The sequence below is a fragment of the Phytomonospora endophytica genome, assembly GCF_014202425.1.
GTDB classification, from domain to species: domain Bacteria; phylum Actinomycetota; class Actinomycetes; order Mycobacteriales; family Micromonosporaceae; genus Phytomonospora; species Phytomonospora endophytica.
On the sequence record NZ_JACHGT010000008.1, the window covers coordinates 153,732 to 171,045 of the forward strand.

Sequence of the window (17,314 nt, forward strand, 5' to 3'; positions counted from 1 at the left end):
ATTAGGAGGGGAGGGGCGCGGTTTCGGCGCCCGTTTCTCCCCCTCCCACGACGATTCCTCAGGCGCGGTCGTGGAGCGTCACGTGGTAGCCGTCGGGGTCGGCGAAGGTGAACGTCCGGCCGAACGGTCCGTCGACGGGTGCCGAGACGATGGTGTGGCCGTCGGCGGCGAGCGCATCGTGGATCTCCTGGACGTTCGTGGCGTGGAGCCAGATCGCTACACCGATGCCGGGCCGGGCGGCGGCGTCGAGGTCGGTGCCGGGGACGATGTCGCGCAGCGCGAAGGCGATCGGGCTCGTCTCGAAGACCACGGCGTGGGGCGGGCCGGCCGGGGAGCGGACGAGGCCGAGATAGCGCTCGTAGAACGCCTGGGAGGCGCCGAGGTCGCGGGCCTGGAGGGAGATGAAGTCGGGGCCGGTGGCGGTCATGGTCGGGCTCCTTCGTGTCGTGTCAGCTTACTGACATGAACGAATCTATGTCAGACTGCTGACATGAAGCAAGACGGAGCCGGTGTTGACCTGGACACATCGCTGGGTTACCTGCTGAAAGAGGCGTCGAGCGCCCTTCGCACGGCCATGGAGGAGGTGCTGCGGCCGCTCGGGATGAGCGTGACGCACTACTCCTGCCTCGAACTGCTCGCGCAGCGGCCGGGCCTGTCGAACTCCGAGCTCGCGAGGGGCGCGTTCGTGACCCGGCAGACGATGAACGTGCTGTTGCAGGCCCTGGAGCGGGACGGATACGTGATCAGGCCCGCCGAGGCGCCCGTCGGGAAGGTTCTGCCCACGCGGCTCACGCCTCGCGGGCGGCGCAGCCTGGCAAAAGCGACCGTGGCTGTCCGCTCGGTCGAGTCACGGATGCTCGGAGGCATGTCCGAGGCCGAGCGCGCGGAGTCGTTTCGGGCGCTGCGGGGGATGATTCGGGCGTTGCGCGGTGAGGATCGGACCTGACCGCCTCAGGCGCCCTTTCTGCCCCTCCACCGCTCAAGGACCACATCCACCTTCACCGGCATCACGGTCACCGGCGGCCCCTCGACCGGTCCCCGTAGCGCCTTGAGGATCCGCGCGTTGAGCTCCTCCACGAGCTCCCGCGCCTCCGCCTCGGTCCCCGCCTCCTTGTCGAGGCGTCCGTCGAGGTCCTGCACTTCGCGCTTCAGCGCCAGTCCCGGCGGCAGTACGCCCGAGATTCCCTCGCGCGCCACCCAGTCGCGGACCCACCAGTCCTCGTGCAGATGCTGCCCCGCACCCGGCAGCGGTTTTCCCGCGCCCGGAAGGTTGTCGAAGTCGCCGCGCTCCTGGGCCTGGCGGATCGCGATGTCGGCCGCGGACTCGTACCTGTCGGTCATGTCGGGGCACCACCCATCTCACGCTCGGTGACCTTGAGCATAAAACGTCGCCGGGGCGGCACCGATCGCCTGTGCGCTAAATCATTTGCCGCTCCTCGCGGCCGGTGCTTCCCTGTCCGCATGCCCCTGATCGAGACCGCCGCCCTCGTCAAGGAGTTCAAGCGCGTGCGGCGAAAAGAAGGCGCCTTCGCGGGCGTCCGCACCCTTTTCAGCCGGGACTTCGAGACCACCCGGGCCGTCGACGACATCTCCTTCGCCGTCGAGCCCGGCGAGCTCGTCGGCTACCTCGGCCCCAACGGTGCCGGGAAGTCCACCACGATCAAGATGCTCACCGGCATCCTCACGCCCACGTCCGGCCATCTCGACGTCGCCGGGGTCACGCCGTGGAGGCAGCGGGAGCGCAATGCCCGCAACATCGGTGTCGTGTTCGGTCAGCGCAGCCAGTTGTGGTGGGATCTGCCGCTGATCGACTCCTTCCGCATGATCGGCCGGCTCTACGAGGTACCGAAGGACCGCTACCGCGCGAACCTCGACCGCTTTGTCGACATCCTCGGCATGGGGTCCTTCATGGACACTCCGGTGCGGCAGTTGTCGCTCGGGCAGCGGATGCGCGGGGATCTCGCGGCCGCGATGCTCTACGAGCCGAAGATCCTCTACCTCGACGAACCGACGGTCGGGCTCGACGTGATCGCCAAGGAGCGGATCCGGGAGTTCGTCGCCGAGCTCAACCGCGACACCGGCACGACCGTCCTGCTCACCACGCACGACATGGACGACGTGGAACGCCTGTGCCGCAGGCTGATCCTCATCGACCACGGCAAGGTCCTCTACGACGGACCGGTCGCGCCCCTGAAGGAGCACTACGCGCCTCACCGTGAGCTGGTGGTACAGCTCGCGGCGGAGACCGACGTCGTCGACATCGACGGGGCCGAGACGGTGAAGGCCGAGGGCGGCCGGGTCTGGTTGTCCTTCGACCCGCGCGAGACCCCTGCGGCGCGGTTGATCGCGGCGGTGTCGGCGAAGTACGAGATCACCGACCTGTCCATCACCGAACCCGACCTCGAAGGCGTGATCCGCCGGATGTACCTGGAACGGGAGTCGCGGTGACGCTCACCGGCTGGGCGAACGCGCGCTGGGCCTTCACGTCCAGTCGCGTCAGGACCGTCTACGCCTACCGCACCGACGTTCTCATCTGGCTCTTCGCGCCGGCCATGCAGGTCGTGCTGCAGGCCGCGCTGTGGCGCGCGATCTACGGTGAACGAGCCATTGTGGACGGTGTGCCGCTGGCGATGATGACCACGTACGTGTCCCTGGCGGCGATCCAGCACCTCATCGGCTGGGACGACACCACCGACTGGCTCATCGAGCGGGTCCGTGACGGCAAGATCGGCACCGACATGGCGCGGCCGGTCGGGCTGCTGAGCCAGCAGGTCTGCGGCCAGGTCGCGCAGCTCCTCGTCAAGGCGCCGATGGTGGTGCTGCTGCTCCCGGTCGTCGTGTTCGTCAGCGGTCTCGGCGCGCCCGCGCCGGGCGCGGTCGGTCCGTACGTCCTGTCGACCCTGCTCGGCTGGATGGTGAGCTGCTGCCTGACCCTGCTCGTCGCCTCGGTGGCGTTCTGGACGCTGGAGCTGAGCGGCATGGAGTTCCTGTACTTCGTGCTCAGCGGCTTCCTGTCCGGGACGCTCGTTCCGCTGTGGGTGATGCCCGACTGGATGCGCGTCATCCTGGAATGGCTGCCGTGGCAGTCGGTCGTGTACACCCCGGTGGCCATCTACATCGGACGGTTCGAGGGGGCTCGCGCGTGGGAGGCGATCGGGGTGCAGCTGCTGTGGCTGGTCCTGGTGGGCGGTCTGGTCCGGCTGGTGTGGCGGCGCGCCGTCCACCGCGTGGTGGTGCAGGGCGGATGACCGTGCGCGGATCCATCGCCTGGCAGCTGAAGGCGGCCGGCATCCTGTTCGGCGGCGCGCTGCGCGGCACGGCCCAGTACCGGGCCAACCTGTTCTTGACCATGGCCGCCGGAGCCCTGTTCCAGACCACCGGTTTCCTGGCGCTGTGGGTCATGCTCGCCCGCTTCGGCGACATCGCGGGCTGGACCATCACCGACGTCGCCCTGCTCTACGGCATCCGCCTCACCGCGCACGGAGTGTGGGCGGTGCCGTTCAACCAGCTCATGGACGTCGAGCACTTCGTGCGCGAAGGCACCTTCGACCGCTTCCTCGTCCGGCCGGTCAATCCCCTGGTGCAGCTCATGACCAGCCGCGTCCGCCTCAACACCCTCGGGGACCTGGTGGCGGGCCTGGTCATGCTCGGCGTTGCGATGTCGCATGTGGACGTCGACTGGACCTTCGGAAAGCTCGCCTTCCTGCTCGCCGCACTCCTCGGCGGCGCCATGGTCGAAGGCGGAATCCAGCTCGGCCTGTCCGCGATCGCCTTCCGGACACTGGGTTCGGCGCAGGTCCGCTTCACCGTCGACAGCGTCTTCAACCTCTACGGCAACTACCCCGGCTCGGTCTTCGGCCGCGCCGGGCAGTGGGCCCTGACGATCCTGCCGGTCGCGTTCGTCGCCTACCTGCCCACGGCGGTACTGCTCGGCCGGACCGGTGAGCTCGGCGTCCCGCGGATCCTCGCCTACCTGTCCCCGCTGGTCGGCGCGGCCGTCTTCGCGATCGCGTACGCCTTCTGGCGCCGCCAGATCCGGCACTACCAGGGCGCGGGCAGCTAACCCGCCACGTTCGCCTCGACGATCAGGGCGACCGCTTCGTCGGTGTCGTCGGTGACGTGCACGAGCCCCGACCGGTCGCCGTCCCGGCTGTCCCGCAACAGGGTCCGCAGCAGCTCGGGCGCGGGCAGCCCGGCCCAGTAGTCGACGCCGAGGAACACCATCGGGCCCGTCGGACCGTCGGAGTTGTAGAAGATCTTCGTGGCGGCCTGGAAGACCTCCTGGACCGTGCCCGCGCGGCCCGGCGCGAAGACGATGCCGCCGCGCGCGAGGCGCAGGATCGTGTCCTCACGGATGGCGTTGCTGAAGTACTTGGCGATCCGGGAGGCGAACAGGTTCGCCGGTTCGTGCCCGTACAGCCAGGTCGGGATGGACAGCCCGCCCTGTCGCGACCAGGCCGCGTTGACGATCCCGTTGTGGTCGTGGTCGCCGAGTTCCTTGCGGACCCGCAACGCCACGGCCGTGAACGGGTCGTGGTCGCGGAAGTCGGGGTGCTCGGCGAGCAGGTCGACGGCTCGCGCGAGTGCGGTCTCGGAGGTGTCGGCGGCGTAGGCGCCGAGGTTGGCGGCCTCCATCGCGCCGGGTCCGCCGCCGGTGACGACGAGGACGCCCGCGCGGGCGAGTTTGCGGCCGAGCCGGGTCACCTTGCGGTATTCGGGCGTTCCGCGCAGTTCGGCGTGGCCGCCCATGATCCCGGCGACGGGCCCGCCCTCGTGGTGGCTCCAGCCGCGCATGAGGTCGAGGAGCGCGTTGTCGATCCCGGAGTCGTGGAGGCGCTGCGCGAGGGCCTCGCGCGTCTCGGGCATCGCCTCGCCGCGTTCGACGTAGTGGCGGTAGACGCGGGTGTCGAACATGCCGGCGAAGCCGCCCTCGGCGAAGCCCGCGGCGAGTTCGGCCGCGGTGTAGAGGTGCCCGGGCTGCGTCGAGTAGGGCGTCTCACCGAAGGTCGGGATGATGTGCGCGCCACGGGTGATGAGGGTGGCGGCCGTCGCCTCGTCGGGGAAGCGGCAGCCGATGAACATCGCGTCGGCGACGTCGACGACGGCCAGGTCGGGGCAGTCCTGTCGCAGGTCGAGGCCTTGGACGGTCAGCCCGGAGAGGGTCCCGTCGGCGAGGTGGGCGTCGAGCTCCTCGCGGGACTCGACGTCGGTCGCGGAATGGTCGAAGCGCACGGTCACCAGGCAATAGTGCACCGCGGTGGCAAACGGCCTCAGTCGTGGGCCACGCCGAAGTTGAAGCGCCGGCCGGGCAGCGCGACGGTCAGGTCGCACCAGAGGACGAGCATCTGCTCGGGGCCGCGGGCGGTGGCGATGCCGCCGAGGTCGATGAGTTGTTCGGCGCGCCATCCCAGTACGGACAGGACTTCGGTGACGACGGCCTTGGCCTCGGGGTCGTCGCCGGAGAGGAAGAGGCAGTGCTCGCCGGGGACGCTCGCGGGGTCGGCCATGACGGCGTTGTTGGTGGTGTTGAGGGTCTTGACCAGGCGTGCCTCGGGGAACATCGCCTGGAGGTGGGCGCCGAGGCTGCCCTCCTCGGGGATGACGACGCGCGGCGGGAAGCCGCGGGAGAAGTCGAGGGGGTTGGTGACGTCGATGACGACCTTGCCGGCCAGGCGCGGGCGGCCGGCGGCTCCGAGGACGGCTGTGGCGTGCATGCCCGAGACCGCGACGATGACGATCTCGCCGAAGGCGGCGGCGTCGGCGAAGGAGCCCTGGGCGACGCCGTTGGTCTCGGCCCAGGCGGCGGCGTCGGTGTTGTCCCTGCTGCGGCTGCCGATGTGGACGTCGTGGCCGCGTCGGGCGAGCGCCGCGGCGAGGGTGCGGCCGACCTCGCCGGTGCCGAGTACTGCGAACCTCATGCGTCCATGGTGAGCCACGGCGAAGGCCCGGATCCGTCGGGGATCCGGGCCTTCGGGTGCGGTGGGTCAGGCGGCGCGGGCGCGCAGGACGGCGGGGGCGGTGGCGGGCCGGAGGCGGATGGACCGCGTCGCCAGGAGGATCAGCATGCCGAGCATCGCGGCGGCGAGGGTGCGCTCGGCGAGGCCGATGAGGACGCGGTCGCCGAGGTAGGTGGTCCAGGTGACGGCGACGGCGGAGGCGACGGCGACGGCGCTGAGTCCGGCGACGACGTGCCGCAGGTCGCGCCAGGCGGGGTGGCGGCGGAGGCCGGCGACCAGGGCGATCCCGGCGGCGACGAGGGCGCCGAAGGCGATGGTGGAGGCGTAGCGGTGGACGTATCCGGCGGTGCTCATGGTGGCGTGGCCGAGGGGGTCGGTCGGGATGATCGCGGTGACCATGAGCCCGGCGCTCCACAGTCCGAAGAGGACGGTGACGGTACGCGAGATCGGGGCTCCGGCGGCCTTCAGCGCGGCCAGCAGGGGGAGGGCGGCGGCTCCGGCGAGGAAGATCGCGGTCTCGACGGGGCCGGAGCGGTCGGCGGCGGCGTAGTCGGAGATGGTCGACCCGAAGGGGCTCAGCCCGGCGTCGGCGTCGAGGTGCCCGAAGAGGGTGGCCGCCACGGCGACGATGAGGCCGAGGAGGGCGATGACGCCCGCGGCGGGGCCGAACCGGTGGGTGAGGTGGCGGAGGTTCATGATGCGAGTCCTTCGGGGCGGGGCGGTTGATCGACTCCGCAAGATTGCGATCAACGACCCCCTCGCCACATCGGTGCGCAGAGGGGTCTTGTGACTGGTCCCGGGGACCGAGGGGGACTAGGGGACGTCTCGGGGTAAGACCCTTGCGCGGCCGGGGTTTTCCCTGTCCAGGGCTCTGGGGTAGTTCGGGAGAGTGAGCCCGGCGGGCCCGTCTCACCCCTGGGGACCACACCCCGAACCGCTCTGCCCGGCGATGCCGGAGGGTCCGCGCGGCAACAGCATTGGGGACATGAAGAAGACAACCCGCGCCGTGCTCACCGCCGCCTTCGCCGCGACCGTTCTGAGCGGACTGGCGGCGCCCGCGGCCGCCGAGCCGGTCGTCCTCCCGCCGGTGAACAAGACCGGTCTCGCCGCCGCCATCGCCGGACTGCCCGCCGACGGGACGACCGCCGCGCTCGTCCGCGTCACCGACGTCGATCCCGCGCAGGACTGGGCCGGCGCCTCCGGTGTCCGCGACCGCCGCTCGGGAGCGCCGGCCGAGGTCGACGCCCGCGTCCGCATCGGCAGTGTCAGCAAGGTCTTCAACACCGCGATCGTGCTCCAGCTCGTCGACGAGGGCCTGGTCGATCTGGACGAGTCCGTCCAGCACTACCTGCCCCGGCTCCTCCCGGCCGACTACCCGCCGATCACCGTCGGGCAGCTGCTGAACTTCACCAGCGGACTGCCGTCGATGTCGATCCCGGGCTCGGACGAGTTCGCGTGGCAGTACGAGCACCGCTTCGACCACTGGACGCCGGAGCGCTACGTCCGCGAATCCCTGCGCGGTAAAAAGATGCTGTTCGCGCCGGGCACCAAGCAGCAGTACGTCAACATCAACACCGTCCTGAGTGGACTGGTGATCGAGAGGGTCACCGGCTCGACCTGGGAGAAGCAGCTCCGCGAGCGGATCACGAAACCCTTGGGGCTCAAGGACACCTACGCGCCCGGGAACGCCACGGGGATCAAGGGCGAGCACCAGCGGGGCTACCAGCTCGTCGTCGCCGCCGACGGGACGAGGCGCTTCGTCGACGTGACCCGCTGGAACGTCTCCGACCGCTTCGCCTCCGGCGACATGATCTCCACGACGGCCGACCTGACGCGCTTCACGAAGGCCCTGTTCGCCGGTGAGGTCGTGCCGGATCCGGTGCTGGAGAACATGTTCACCGTCCCCGAGGTTCCCGTCTACGACGGCAACGACGACCCCGCCGACGACGAGGCCGCCACCCGCAGCATGGGACTGCAGCGCAATGTCCTGCCCGGTGGCATCGAGGTGTGGGGCAAGACCGGCGCCCGTCCCGGCTACCTCAACGGGATCGGCGCCCTGCGCGACGGCTCCCGGATCCTCGTCTACTCGCTCGGCGCGACCGACGCCAAGAGCGAGGACCAGCACCCGCTGATGATGCCGATCATCGGGGCGGCGATGGGGCTCTGACTCACGACGGAAGGCGCCGGGTGGCGGGGATGTGTAGTTCCCGCCACCCGGCTGTCGTGTTCACCCGTTAGAACGGGACACCTGAGCAGTTCGATGGTTTGGAACCGTAGTAGAAATAGGTCCCGCCCCACGCCCAGGTGTAGTAGGCGTTGGCCACGGAGGTGCCGTTGTTCGGCTCGATGAGCAGTTGGAAGCTCCTGCCCGCGTACCGGCCGTAGTACCGAACGAGCCATGCGCCGTCGTCGAAGATGACTTCCAGGCTCAGGTTGTCGTCGGCGCGGCCCCACGTCAGTGGTCCGGCACTGCCATCGACGGCGAGCCCTCCGGTGACGCTCTGCCAGTTTCGCGTCGCGGCCTGGGTGTTGGGACCGAACTCGCAGTCGATGTCGCTCTCGTCGTAGCGTGTGCCGTCGCGCTCGATGGCGCCGTCGGCCCACAGCACGGCTTGCCAGAGGCCGGTCGCGGCGCTGTACGCGCGGGTGTTCCGGTCCACCACGCCTTCGTCTTTCCAGTCATCGGACAGTGGCCCGGGCACGTTGGCCTTGACCATCCCCTCCGCCGGACTCGCTTCCGCAGGAGCCGCCACGGCCAGGGTGGCCATGATGACCACCGCCCCCGTCAAGGCCGCCTTGATGAGCGCTCGCATCCGTTTCTCCCCTCGTTTTCGGATGCCCCAAGCGTCGTGACGTGCGAGTCCGCCGCCAAGGTGTTTCGGCCGAGCCCGAAAGTGCGCGGCTCGACATGGAGACGTCACTATCCTTGACTCTGTGACGTCTCTCTGACATCATTGCGGCATGGACATGGAATTAGTGGTCAACGCCCAGGGCGCCGATCTCCCCGCGACGCTCACCCTGCCCGACGGGCCCGTCCGCGGCGGACTGATCGTCCTGCACGGCGCGAACTGCGGGCGGCGCGACTTTCACCTGTACCGCCACCTCGCCGACATCCTTCCGGCGCGCGGGATCGCGGTCCTGCGCTACGACCGCCGGCCGAGCGAGGGCCACAACGTCTCGTTTCATCTCCAGGCCGCCGACGCCCGCGCCGCCGCCGCGCTGTTGCGTCGCCAGATCGGCGAGGCCCCACTCGGACTGTGGGGCTTCAGCCAAGGCGGCGGCTCGGTCGCTCCCCTTGCCGCCGCCACCCACCCCGGTGAGTTCGACTTCCTCGTCAACGTCTCCGGCGCCGGCCTCAGTCCGGCGCGCAGATGCGTCATGGACTCGCCGAACTCCTGCGCCGCGAGGGCTTCGGCGCCCACGTCGAGGAACTCACCGACGTCGTCGATCTCCTCTACGGCCACGTCCGCGGTCAGGTCGGCGAGTCCACCGCGCAGGCCGCGATCGACGCGGTGAAAGGCGAACCCTGGTGGCCGCTGACCGGCCTGCCCGAGTCCACGGCGCAGGCGCCGAGCGCCGCGACCTGGCCGGACCTGGACTTCGACCCCGCGCCCCACTATGAGCGGCTCACGATCCCGATCCTGTGCTTCTTCGGCGAGACCGACATGTGGACGCCGGTCGACGACACAGTCCGGATGTGGCGCGAGGCAGTCGATCGCGGAGGGCACGAGCCGCCGACGGTCGTGCGCCTCGACGGCTGCGGCCACGAACCGGCCCTCCACGAGGGAGGGCCGGTCCATCCGCGCTACGAGGAGGCGCTGCTCGACTGGCTCGACGCCCGGGCGGCCGCGCCGGCGAGCTGAGGTCAGCGTCGCAGGAAGGCCACCCCCACCGTGCCGCCCACGGCCGTGACGATCCCGGCCACCGCGAACGCCGCCGGGAGCCCGGCCCCCGCGGCGATCGCGGCGAGGACGGCGACGCCGATCGCGCCGACGTTCTGCGGGAGCTGCGCGAGACTGCCGAGCACGCCCTGCTCGTCGTCGTGGGCACCGGCGGTCATGGTCGTGATGAACGCGACGACGGCCAGGACGTGGCCGAAGCCCATCGCGCCGGAGGTCACCAGGAGCATCGCGAGGTTCCCGCCCTCCGGGAGACCGGCCATCGCGCCGGTCCCGATCGCCTGCACGGCAAGGCCCACGGCGATGACGGCAACCGCGCCGAAGCGGCCGATGAGGCGGGCGGCGAGCAGGCCGCCGACGAGGGCCGCGACGCCTTCGGCGAGGAATCCGAGACCGGTCTGGAGTGCGGTGTAGCCGAGCCCGTCCTGCATGTAGAGGCTGAGCAGGAGCGTCGCGCCGCCGCACATTCCGAAGGTCACGAAGCCGACGAGGCCCGACCAGGCGACGTTACGGCGCCGCAGCAGGCCGAGCGGGATCAACGGTGACCGGTGGCGCGACTCGGCGACGGCGAAGCCGGCCAGCAGCAGCACCGCCGCGACCAGACTGCCTACAGTGGACGGCGCCGTCCAGCCGTTCTCGCCGCCGGTGGAGATCCCGTACACGAGCGCGAACAGTCCCGCGCTGGACAGCAGCGCGCCGGGCACGTCGAGGGCGGCCGCCGAACGCCCGCCGTCGCGGGGAAGCAGGGTCAGGGCACCGAGCAGGATCGCCGCGCCCATCACCGCCAGGAGCGCCATCGTCCAGCGCCAGTCGAAGCCGCTGGTGATGACGCCGCCGCCGATGGTGCCGACGACGAAACCGAGCGAGAGCAGGGCGCCGTTGACGCCGAGTGCGCGCGTCCGTCGTGGCCCTTCGGGGAACACCGAGGTGAGCAGCGCCAAGGCCGTCGGGCCGATCATCGCCGCCGCAACGCCCTGCCCGACCCGCGCGCCGATCAGCATGCCCGGCGACAGCGCCGACCCGGCCACCACGGACATCACGGTGAACAAGGAGACACCGAGGACGAACAGGCGCCGGCGGCCCACCAGGTCCGAGACCCGGCCGAACAGGGGGATCAGGCTCGCCGTCGGGAGCAGGCAGGCCGTCGCGACCCACTGGAGCCGCCCGGCGCCCTCGAAACCGAGGTCCCGCCCGATCGCGGGAAGCGCGACGGTCACCACGGAATAGTCGAGCCCGACCATGAACGTGGCCCCGCACAAGGTGATGAGGGTGAGCCAGCCGCGCGCGCCGAGCCGCGCCACGACGGCTTTCGGGCGCGAAGTCAAAGTTGTCACAGAAAGCGCCTTTCGGAGGGTTTCGCTTGCCATGACGACCACTCTGCGACCGCCGTGATCAACGAGCCAGTGCTCTGTCGTGGGTACATCCCGCAGGTGCAGGCAGACTGGTCCGCATGACCGAGATCGGCGACTTCCTCCAGTCGCGTCGCGCGCGGATCCGGCCCGCCGAGGTCGGGCTGCCCGAAGGCGTCCGGCGGCGACGCGTCCCGGGCCTGCGCAGGGAAGAACTCGCACAGCTCGCCGGCGTGAGCATGGGCTACTACACGCGGCTTGAGCAGGGCGCGGCCGACGGCGCCTCCGACTCCGTCCTCGACGCCATCGCGCGCGTGCTGCGGCTCGACCCGACCGAGACCGCGCACCTGCGTCGCCTGGCGCGCCCCGGTCCCCGCCGCCCGGCACCACCGGAGGTGCTGCGCCCGAGCGTGGCGAACATGGTCGCCGCGATCCGCGACGTGCCCGTCCTCGTCCTCGGCCGCCGCTTCGACGTCCTCGCCTGGAATCGCCTGTGCCGGCGGGTGATCGCCCCGAACGTCGCCTTCGACGCCACGCCCTTCAACGTGATCCGGATGATCTTCCGCGACTCGGCCGCCCGCGAGATCTACGCCGACTGGGAGTCCAAGGCCCGCGACAACGTCGCCTTCCTGCGCGTCTCGGCCGCGAAGTACCCCGGCGACACCGAACTGGCCGCCCTCGTCGGCGAACTGCGCACCGAGGTGCCCGAGTTCGCCGCCATGTGGGACGAGCAGCCCATCGAGCTGTGCGCCACCGCGACCCGCGTCTACCGCGTGCCCGGCGTCGGCGAGCTGGAGTTCACCTCCGAGATGCTGGCCCTCCCCGACGACGAGGGCCAGCACCTGGCGATCTACCACCCCGCGGCGGGTTCGGCGACCGAGGAGATCCTGCGCGCGCTCGCCGCCGAGACCGCGGGGGTGGTCTGAGCCGTCGCGAGGGACGGCGTGCGGCGGCCCGACTGTCTACAGTGGGCGGTGACCGTGCCGCCACGATGCGCGGTCGTCGAGACGGGAGCGGCGTGTGCTTTTCGCCATCGAGGACCCCAAGAAGGTCATCAAGCCCCTGCCCGCCGAAATGATCGCCGGGCTCGTCCTGTTCGCGCTGCTGTGCTTCGTGCTCATGAAGTACGTCTTCCCGCGCATGGAGGCGACCTTCGAGGCCCGCACCGACGCCATCGAAGGCGGCCTCGAACGCGCCGCCCGGGCGCAGGAGGAGGCCGCGGCACTGCTGGCGGAGTACCGCGCGCAGCTCGCCGGTGCCCGCCGTGACGCCGCCGCCATCCGTGAGGAGGCCCGCGCCGAAGCGCACGCCCGCCGCGCCGAGATCCTCGCCGAGACCGAACGGGAACGCGACGCGATCATCGCCGCCGGACGAGACGCCATGGCCGCCGACCGCCGCGCCGTCCTCGCCGAACTCCGGCCGGGGCTCGGCGCGATCGCCGTCGAACTGGCCGGCCGCATCGTCGGCGAATCCCTGGCCGAGGAGGCCCGCGAGCGCGGGACCGTCGAGCGCTTCCTCGGCGAGCTCGACGACCCGGCCCCGGCGGCCACGTAGCGTTTCGCGGGAGTCTGGCGCAAACCCGCCGTCCTCGCCGCCCGGAGCCCATCGGCCGGGCCGGGCGTCCCCATACGATCCGTGCCAAGTGTGCTTTCACCGGACCTGGGGGGACTGGCGTGAAGCTTCCTGGAATCACCGCCGCGTCGACCGCGGCGGCGCTCGCCTTCACCGTGCTGGCACCGGTTCCGGCGCAGGCCGCGCCGAAACCGGTGATCCAGCTCCTGGCGCTCAACGACCTGCACGGCAACCTCGACGCCGTGCCCGGAGCCGCCGGGCAGGTCGTGACCACCGACGACGCCGGGCAGCCGGCGAACGTCCAGGCCGGTGGCCTCGCGCGCATGGCGACCCTCCTGAAGCGGGCCCGCGAGGGGCAGAACCGCAGCCTCACCGTCGCCGCCGGGGACATGATCGGTGGTAGTCCCCTGGTCTCGGCGGCCTACCACGACGAACCGGCCGTCGACGTCCTCGGCGAGATGGGCCTCGCGGTCAGCTCGGTCGGCAACCACGAGTTCGACGAGGGCCGCGACGAGCTCCAGCGCATGGTCCGCGGTGGCTGCCACCCGGTCGACGGCTGTGCGGTGGACGGCGAGGAGTACGCCGGTACGCCGTTCCCCTACCTGGCCGCCAATGTCGTCGACACCGCCAGCGGTGAACCGATCCTGCCGCCGTACTGGATCAAGGACTACGACGGTGTCGAGGTCGGCTTCATCGGGCTGGTCACGCGCGATGTCCCCTCGGTGGTCGTGCAGAGTGGAATCGCCGGGCTGGAGTTCCGCGACGAGGTCGCCACGATCGACAGGTACGCCAAGGAGCTGTCCCGCAAGGGCGTCAAGGCGATCGTCACGCTCATCCACGAAGGCGGGGAGAAGACCTCGCCCGCCTACGACTTCGACTGCGACGCGCAGGGCCCCGGGACGGGCGTGGTCGGGCCCATCAAGGCCATCGCCGAGCGGGCCAGTTCCGCCGTCGACCTGATCGTCACCGGCCACTCGCACGAGGCCTACGTGTGCTCGATCCCCGACCCGAAGGGCAAACCGCGCCTGATCACGCAGGCCGCGTCCTTCGGCCGGACCTTCACCGACATCCGTTTCCAGATCAACCCCGACACCGGCGACGTCGTCCGCAAGTCGGTGACCGCCGCCAACCGGATCGTCGCGCTCGACACCCCGGAGGACCCGGCGATCAAGTCCCTTGTGGACACCTGGCACGCGCGTTCGGCCGAGATCGCCGACGCCCCCGTCGGTTACATCTCCGGTGACATCCCCGGACGCGGCTCGAAGGATCCGGAGAAGCCGCTCGGCGACCTCATCAGTGACACCCAGGCCGAGGCGACCGGCGCCCAGATCGCCTTCCTCAACCCCGGCGGAATGCGCGCCGATTTGGTCTACGAGGCGGGCGGCCGCGAAGGCGACGGCGTGGTCACCTACGGCGAGAGCTTCCAGGTCCAGCCCTTCGGCAACATCCTGGTCACCATGGACCTCACCGGCGCGCAGGTGCTCCAGGTCCTGCGCGAGCAGTACTCCGGCGCCAACGCCGAGTTCCCCCGGCTGCTCCAGCTTTCGGGCTCACTCGAATACTCCGTCGACGAGTCGAGAAAGGACAGTGAACGGATCCTGGCCGAAACCGTGCGAATCGACGGTGCCGCGCTCGATCCGTCGGCCGTCTACCGGGTCGCCGCCAACACCTTCCTGGCCGACGGCGGCAACGACTTCCCGACCTTCAAAGAGGGCACCGACCGGGTCAACAACGGCGTCGACCTCGACGCCTTCGTCTCCTACCTCAAGGCGCACAGCTCCGCGAAGAAGCCGTTCGCCCCACCGAAAGCCGACCGGGTCACCTTCCTCGGGCAACCGCAAAGACTCTTGTGACCTACGCCGCACCGCACGCATAATTGGCCTTCTCTGCCCTGAAGGAGGCCCATGCCCGGCGCTGACGAGCTGGATCCCCGACGTGCGCGGACATCCGCGGAGTTCGTCGAGATGTTGCGGGCGCTGAAGATCGACGCCGGGCTCAGCTATCGCGAGATCGAACAGCGCGCCCGCGTCGCCGGGGACTGGCTGCCGGCGTCGACGCTGGCGACGGTGTTCGGCCGCACGACGGTCCCGCGCGCCGAGGTCGTCGCCGCGTTCGTGCAGACCTGCGGCGGGGACCCCGACACGGTGAGCCGCTGGGTCGACGCGTCCCGCCGCCTGTCGGGTGAACTGTCCGTGCCACCACCGCCTTCGGTGTTCCCCGACGCCCCGGCCGAGGCCGCGCCGCCCGTCACGGTCGTGCCGCGCCAGCTGCCCGGCGACATCGGGACCTTCGTCGGCCGCGCCAAGACCTTCGAGACTCTCGACTCCCTCCTCAGCGCCGGGGAGGGCACCGACCCGGCCGGGCCGCTGCCGATCGTCGCGCTCGTCGGACCCGGCGGCATCGGCAAGACCGCCCTCGCCGTGCGCTGGGCGCACGCGATCGGCGGCCGCTTCCCCGACGGGCAGCTCTTCGCCGACCTCAAGGGCTTCTCCGACACCGCGCCCATCCCGCCATCCCTCATCCTGCACCGGTTCCTGCGCGCCCTCGGCGCCACGGCCGAGGACATCCCGACCGATATCGACGAGCGCGTCGCCCTCTTCCGCTCGCTGCTGGCCGGGCGGCGCACCCTGATCGTCCTCGACAACGCCCGCGACGCCGCCCAGGTCCGCCCGCTCCTGCCCGGCGCCGCGACCTGCCTCGTCGTGGTCACCAGCCGCGTCGAACTGCGCGGCCTCGCCGTCTCCCACGACCTGCACGGCGTCATGGTCGACGGACTCAGCCTCGACGAGGGCGTCCAGCTCCTCGTCAGACTCCTCGGCCCCCAGCGGGTCCGCGCCGAGGCGGGCGCCGCCGTCGACCTCGTCGAACTGTGCCGGACCCTGCCGCTGGCGCTGCGCCTGGCCGCCGCGCAGCTCGCCGTGGACGAACGCCAGTCGATCGCGCGTTTCGCGCTGCGCGTCCGCGAGGCCGGAAGACTGTCCACATTGGCCGTTCCCGACGACCCGGACACCGCGCTGCGCACCACTTTCGACCTCTCCTACGGTTCCCTGCGCCCCGAGGCCCAGCGGCTCCTGCGGCTCACCGGCAGCCACCCCGGCCCCGACATGAGCCTGGCGTCGCTGGCCGCGCTGTCGGGCCGCGACGAGACCGCGACCCGCACGCACATGGAGGAACTCGCCACCCTGCACCTCGTCGGCCGCGCCGGAGCCGACCGCTGGGAGTTCCACGACCTCGTCCGCGAATACGTCACCGGTCACCTCGGCGCAACCGGTACGGGGGAGCAGAAAGCGCGACTGCGCGGGCTGCTCGACTGGTACACGACCATGGTCCGCGCCGCCAACGAACACGTCCTGCGTGGTGAGATCTCGGCCGGCGGCGGGAAGGTCTCCTTCCCCACCTACACCGAGGCACTCGCCTGGCTCGACGAGGAGGCCGCCGGGATCACCGCCGCCATCATCGCCGCCGAACGGGCCGAGCTGTCGAGCTACGTGTTCGGCCTGGCCAGCCTCATGTGGCGCTACTACCTCGTGCGCGGCCAGTACGAGCAGCTCAACGCCACCGGCGATCTCGCCCTCGACATGGCCAACCGGCTCGGTGACATCGAGGAGCAGACGCTGTTCTCGCTGATCCTGGGCAACGCGCACGCCGCCCGCTGCGAACCGCATCGCGCGATCGAGTACTACGAGCGGGCCCTCACCCTCGCCCGCCGCCTCGGCGACCGCAAGCGCGAGGCCCGGGCCTTGTGCAACTGCGCCGACGCGCTGCTCGACGCCGGGCGCTACGCCGAGGCCCGCCGGCGCCTCGAAGAGGGCATGCCGATCCTCGCCGAACTCGGCGACGACGTCCCCCTCGCCGGTGCCTACACCGATCTCGGGAAGATCGAGATGCACGAGGGCGACAACGACAAGGCCTGCGAGTACTTCATCCGGGCACAGGAGGCCTTCGAGCTCAAAGGGCACCGCCACGGCGTCGCCGTCTCGCTGTTCTTCCTCGGCGCGGCCCAGCTGGAGAAGGGCGAGGTCGTGGCCGCGTCGCTGCGGCTGGAGCAGGCGCTGACGGTGTCCGAGGAGGCCGGGTACACCTTCGGCGTCGCGCTGGCGCACAGCCGCCTGGCGCTGGCGTCGGCGATGATCGGGTCCTTCGATGCCGTGCGGGAGCACCATTCCAGGGCCGTCGAGGTCGCCCGCGGTCTGCACAGCCCGGTGCTGCTGGCCGAGATCTTCGTCGACGCGGGCCGCTGCGGAATGCTCTCCGGCGAGCCGGAACGGGCCGCCGACTATTTCCGCAACGCCCTCAGCCACGCCGAGCGTTCCTCGGACGCGGGCCTGACCCGCCGTTCCAGGGACGGCGTACGGGCCGCCGAGCGCGCCCTGGGCTCGATGCGGCCCATCGGACGTTAAACGGCCTACGGCGGACGGCGCGGTGGGCTCAGCGGCCGTGTGAGAGGGCCGTAGCGGGACGCGTCGGTGTTCGAGGTCGTTCGGATGCACGGATTCGAACGGCCGAACGCTCCCTTTGATCTCCATCGCCTGTTTCA

Annotated in this window: 18 protein-coding genes; 11 read left to right on the plus strand and 7 right to left on the minus strand. The window is 70.8% G+C overall.

Annotation, left to right across the window (positions count from 1 at the left end):
* Positions 1-58: 58 nt before the first annotated feature.
* Positions 59-427, minus strand: a complete 369-nt coding sequence (locus tag HNR73_RS19430; protein WP_184788944.1) for a VOC family protein — start codon at positions 425-427, stop codon at positions 59-61.
* Positions 428-490: 63 nt separating this feature from the next.
* Between HNR73_RS19430 and HNR73_RS19435 the strand changes: the two genes are divergently transcribed.
* Complete coding sequence (locus HNR73_RS19435) at positions 491-946, plus strand: MarR family winged helix-turn-helix transcriptional regulator (protein WP_184788945.1); 456 nt, start codon at positions 491-493, stop codon at positions 944-946.
* A 5-nt stretch (positions 947-951) separates the two neighbouring features.
* Here the strand turns inward: HNR73_RS19435 and HNR73_RS19440 are convergent, their stop codons facing one another.
* Positions 952-1,341 carry a DnaJ family domain-containing protein gene (locus tag HNR73_RS19440; RefSeq protein WP_184788946.1) on the minus strand — a complete coding sequence of 130 codons (390 nt, stop codon included), beginning with the start codon at positions 1,339-1,341 and terminating at the stop codon, positions 952-954.
* Between the two features lie 120 nt (positions 1,342-1,461).
* Here HNR73_RS19440 and HNR73_RS19445 point away from each other — a divergent pair, with 120 nt between their 5' ends.
* The 3 genes from HNR73_RS19445 to HNR73_RS19455 are packed head-to-tail and all read left to right on the plus strand — an operon-like array spanning position 1,462 to position 4,063.
* Positions 1,462-2,448 carry an ABC transporter ATP-binding protein gene (locus HNR73_RS19445; RefSeq protein ID WP_184788947.1) on the plus strand — a complete coding sequence of 329 codons (987 nt, stop codon included), beginning with the start codon at positions 1,462-1,464 and terminating at the stop codon, positions 2,446-2,448.
* Positions 2,445-3,248: an ABC transporter permease gene (locus tag HNR73_RS19450; RefSeq protein WP_184788948.1), complete on the plus strand. Its 804-nt coding sequence runs from the start codon at positions 2,445-2,447 to the stop codon at positions 3,246-3,248. Before HNR73_RS19445 ends, HNR73_RS19450 begins: the two co-directional genes overlap by 4 nt.
* On the plus strand, positions 3,245-4,063 hold the full coding sequence (locus HNR73_RS19455; protein WP_184788949.1) for an ABC transporter permease: 819 nt from the start codon (positions 3,245-3,247) through the stop codon (positions 4,061-4,063). The genes HNR73_RS19450 and HNR73_RS19455 overlap by 4 nt, the downstream gene beginning before the upstream one ends.
* Here the strand turns inward: HNR73_RS19455 and HNR73_RS19460 are convergent.
* From HNR73_RS19460 to HNR73_RS19470, 3 genes are all read right to left on the minus strand, one after another.
* The gene (locus HNR73_RS19460) at positions 4,060-5,238 is read right to left on the minus strand and encodes an LOG family protein (RefSeq protein ID WP_239122137.1); all 1,179 of its coding nucleotides are present in this window, start codon (positions 5,236-5,238) and stop codon (positions 4,060-4,062) included. The genes HNR73_RS19455 and HNR73_RS19460 overlap by 4 nt on opposite strands.
* A 32-nt stretch (positions 5,239-5,270) precedes the next feature.
* Positions 5,271-5,918 (minus strand): NADPH-dependent F420 reductase, encoded by a 648-nt coding sequence (locus tag HNR73_RS19465; RefSeq protein WP_184788951.1) that lies wholly within the window; start codon positions 5,916-5,918, stop codon positions 5,271-5,273.
* A 66-nt stretch (positions 5,919-5,984) separates the two neighbouring features.
* On the minus strand, positions 5,985-6,653 hold the full coding sequence (locus HNR73_RS19470; protein ID WP_184788952.1) for a DUF998 domain-containing protein: 669 nt from the start codon (positions 6,651-6,653) through the stop codon (positions 5,985-5,987).
* Positions 6,654-6,942: 289 nt separating this feature from the next.
* Between HNR73_RS19470 and HNR73_RS19475 the strand changes: the two genes are divergently transcribed.
* Positions 6,943-8,124: a serine hydrolase domain-containing protein gene (locus HNR73_RS19475; RefSeq protein ID WP_184788953.1), complete on the plus strand. Its 1,182-nt coding sequence runs from the start codon at positions 6,943-6,945 to the stop codon at positions 8,122-8,124.
* A gap of 67 nt (positions 8,125-8,191) precedes the next feature.
* On the opposite strand, the gene HNR73_RS19480 is transcribed toward HNR73_RS19475, so the two are convergent.
* Positions 8,192-8,770, minus strand: coding sequence for a peptidoglycan-binding domain-containing protein (locus tag HNR73_RS19480; RefSeq protein ID WP_184788954.1), 579 nt, complete (start codon positions 8,768-8,770; stop codon positions 8,192-8,194).
* 148 nt (positions 8,771-8,918) lie between these two features.
* Here HNR73_RS19480 and HNR73_RS39935 point away from each other — a divergent pair, with 148 nt between their 5' ends.
* Both HNR73_RS39935 and HNR73_RS39940 read left to right on the plus strand, forming a co-directional pair.
* Positions 8,919-9,473, plus strand: coding sequence for an alpha/beta hydrolase family protein (locus HNR73_RS39935; RefSeq protein WP_184788955.1), 555 nt, complete (start codon positions 8,919-8,921; stop codon positions 9,471-9,473).
* Complete coding sequence (locus tag HNR73_RS39940; protein ID WP_184788956.1) at positions 9,470-9,820, plus strand: alpha/beta hydrolase family protein; 351 nt, start codon at positions 9,470-9,472, stop codon at positions 9,818-9,820. The genes HNR73_RS39935 and HNR73_RS39940 overlap by 4 nt, the downstream gene beginning before the upstream one ends.
* 2 nt (positions 9,821-9,822) lie before the next feature.
* Here HNR73_RS39940 and HNR73_RS19495 read toward each other — a convergent pair whose 3' ends face one another.
* Positions 9,823-11,190 (minus strand): MFS transporter, encoded by a 1,368-nt coding sequence (locus HNR73_RS19495; RefSeq protein ID WP_203686248.1) that lies wholly within the window; start codon positions 11,188-11,190, stop codon positions 9,823-9,825.
* Positions 11,191-11,306: 116 nt separating this feature from the next.
* Here HNR73_RS19495 and HNR73_RS19500 point away from each other — a divergent pair, with 116 nt between their 5' ends.
* The 4 genes from HNR73_RS19500 (at position 11,307) to HNR73_RS19515 (ending at position 17,177) form a co-directional block, all read left to right on the plus strand.
* A complete protein-coding gene (locus tag HNR73_RS19500; protein WP_184788958.1) occupies positions 11,307-12,131 on the plus strand; it encodes a helix-turn-helix transcriptional regulator in 825 nt (274 codons plus the stop codon).
* Between the two features lie 148 nt (positions 12,132-12,279).
* Complete coding sequence (atpF, locus tag HNR73_RS19505; RefSeq protein ID WP_184789208.1) at positions 12,280-12,759, plus strand: F0F1 ATP synthase subunit B; 480 nt, start codon at positions 12,280-12,282, stop codon at positions 12,757-12,759.
* A 119-nt stretch (positions 12,760-12,878) separates the two neighbouring features.
* Positions 12,879-14,630: a bifunctional metallophosphatase/5'-nucleotidase gene (locus HNR73_RS19510; protein ID WP_184788959.1), complete on the plus strand. Its 1,752-nt coding sequence runs from the start codon at positions 12,879-12,881 to the stop codon at positions 14,628-14,630.
* 51 nt (positions 14,631-14,681) lie between these two features.
* Positions 14,682-17,177, plus strand: coding sequence for an XRE family transcriptional regulator (locus HNR73_RS19515; RefSeq protein WP_184788960.1), 2,496 nt, complete (start codon positions 14,682-14,684; stop codon positions 17,175-17,177).
* The last annotated feature ends 137 nt before the right edge of the window (positions 17,178-17,314 follow it).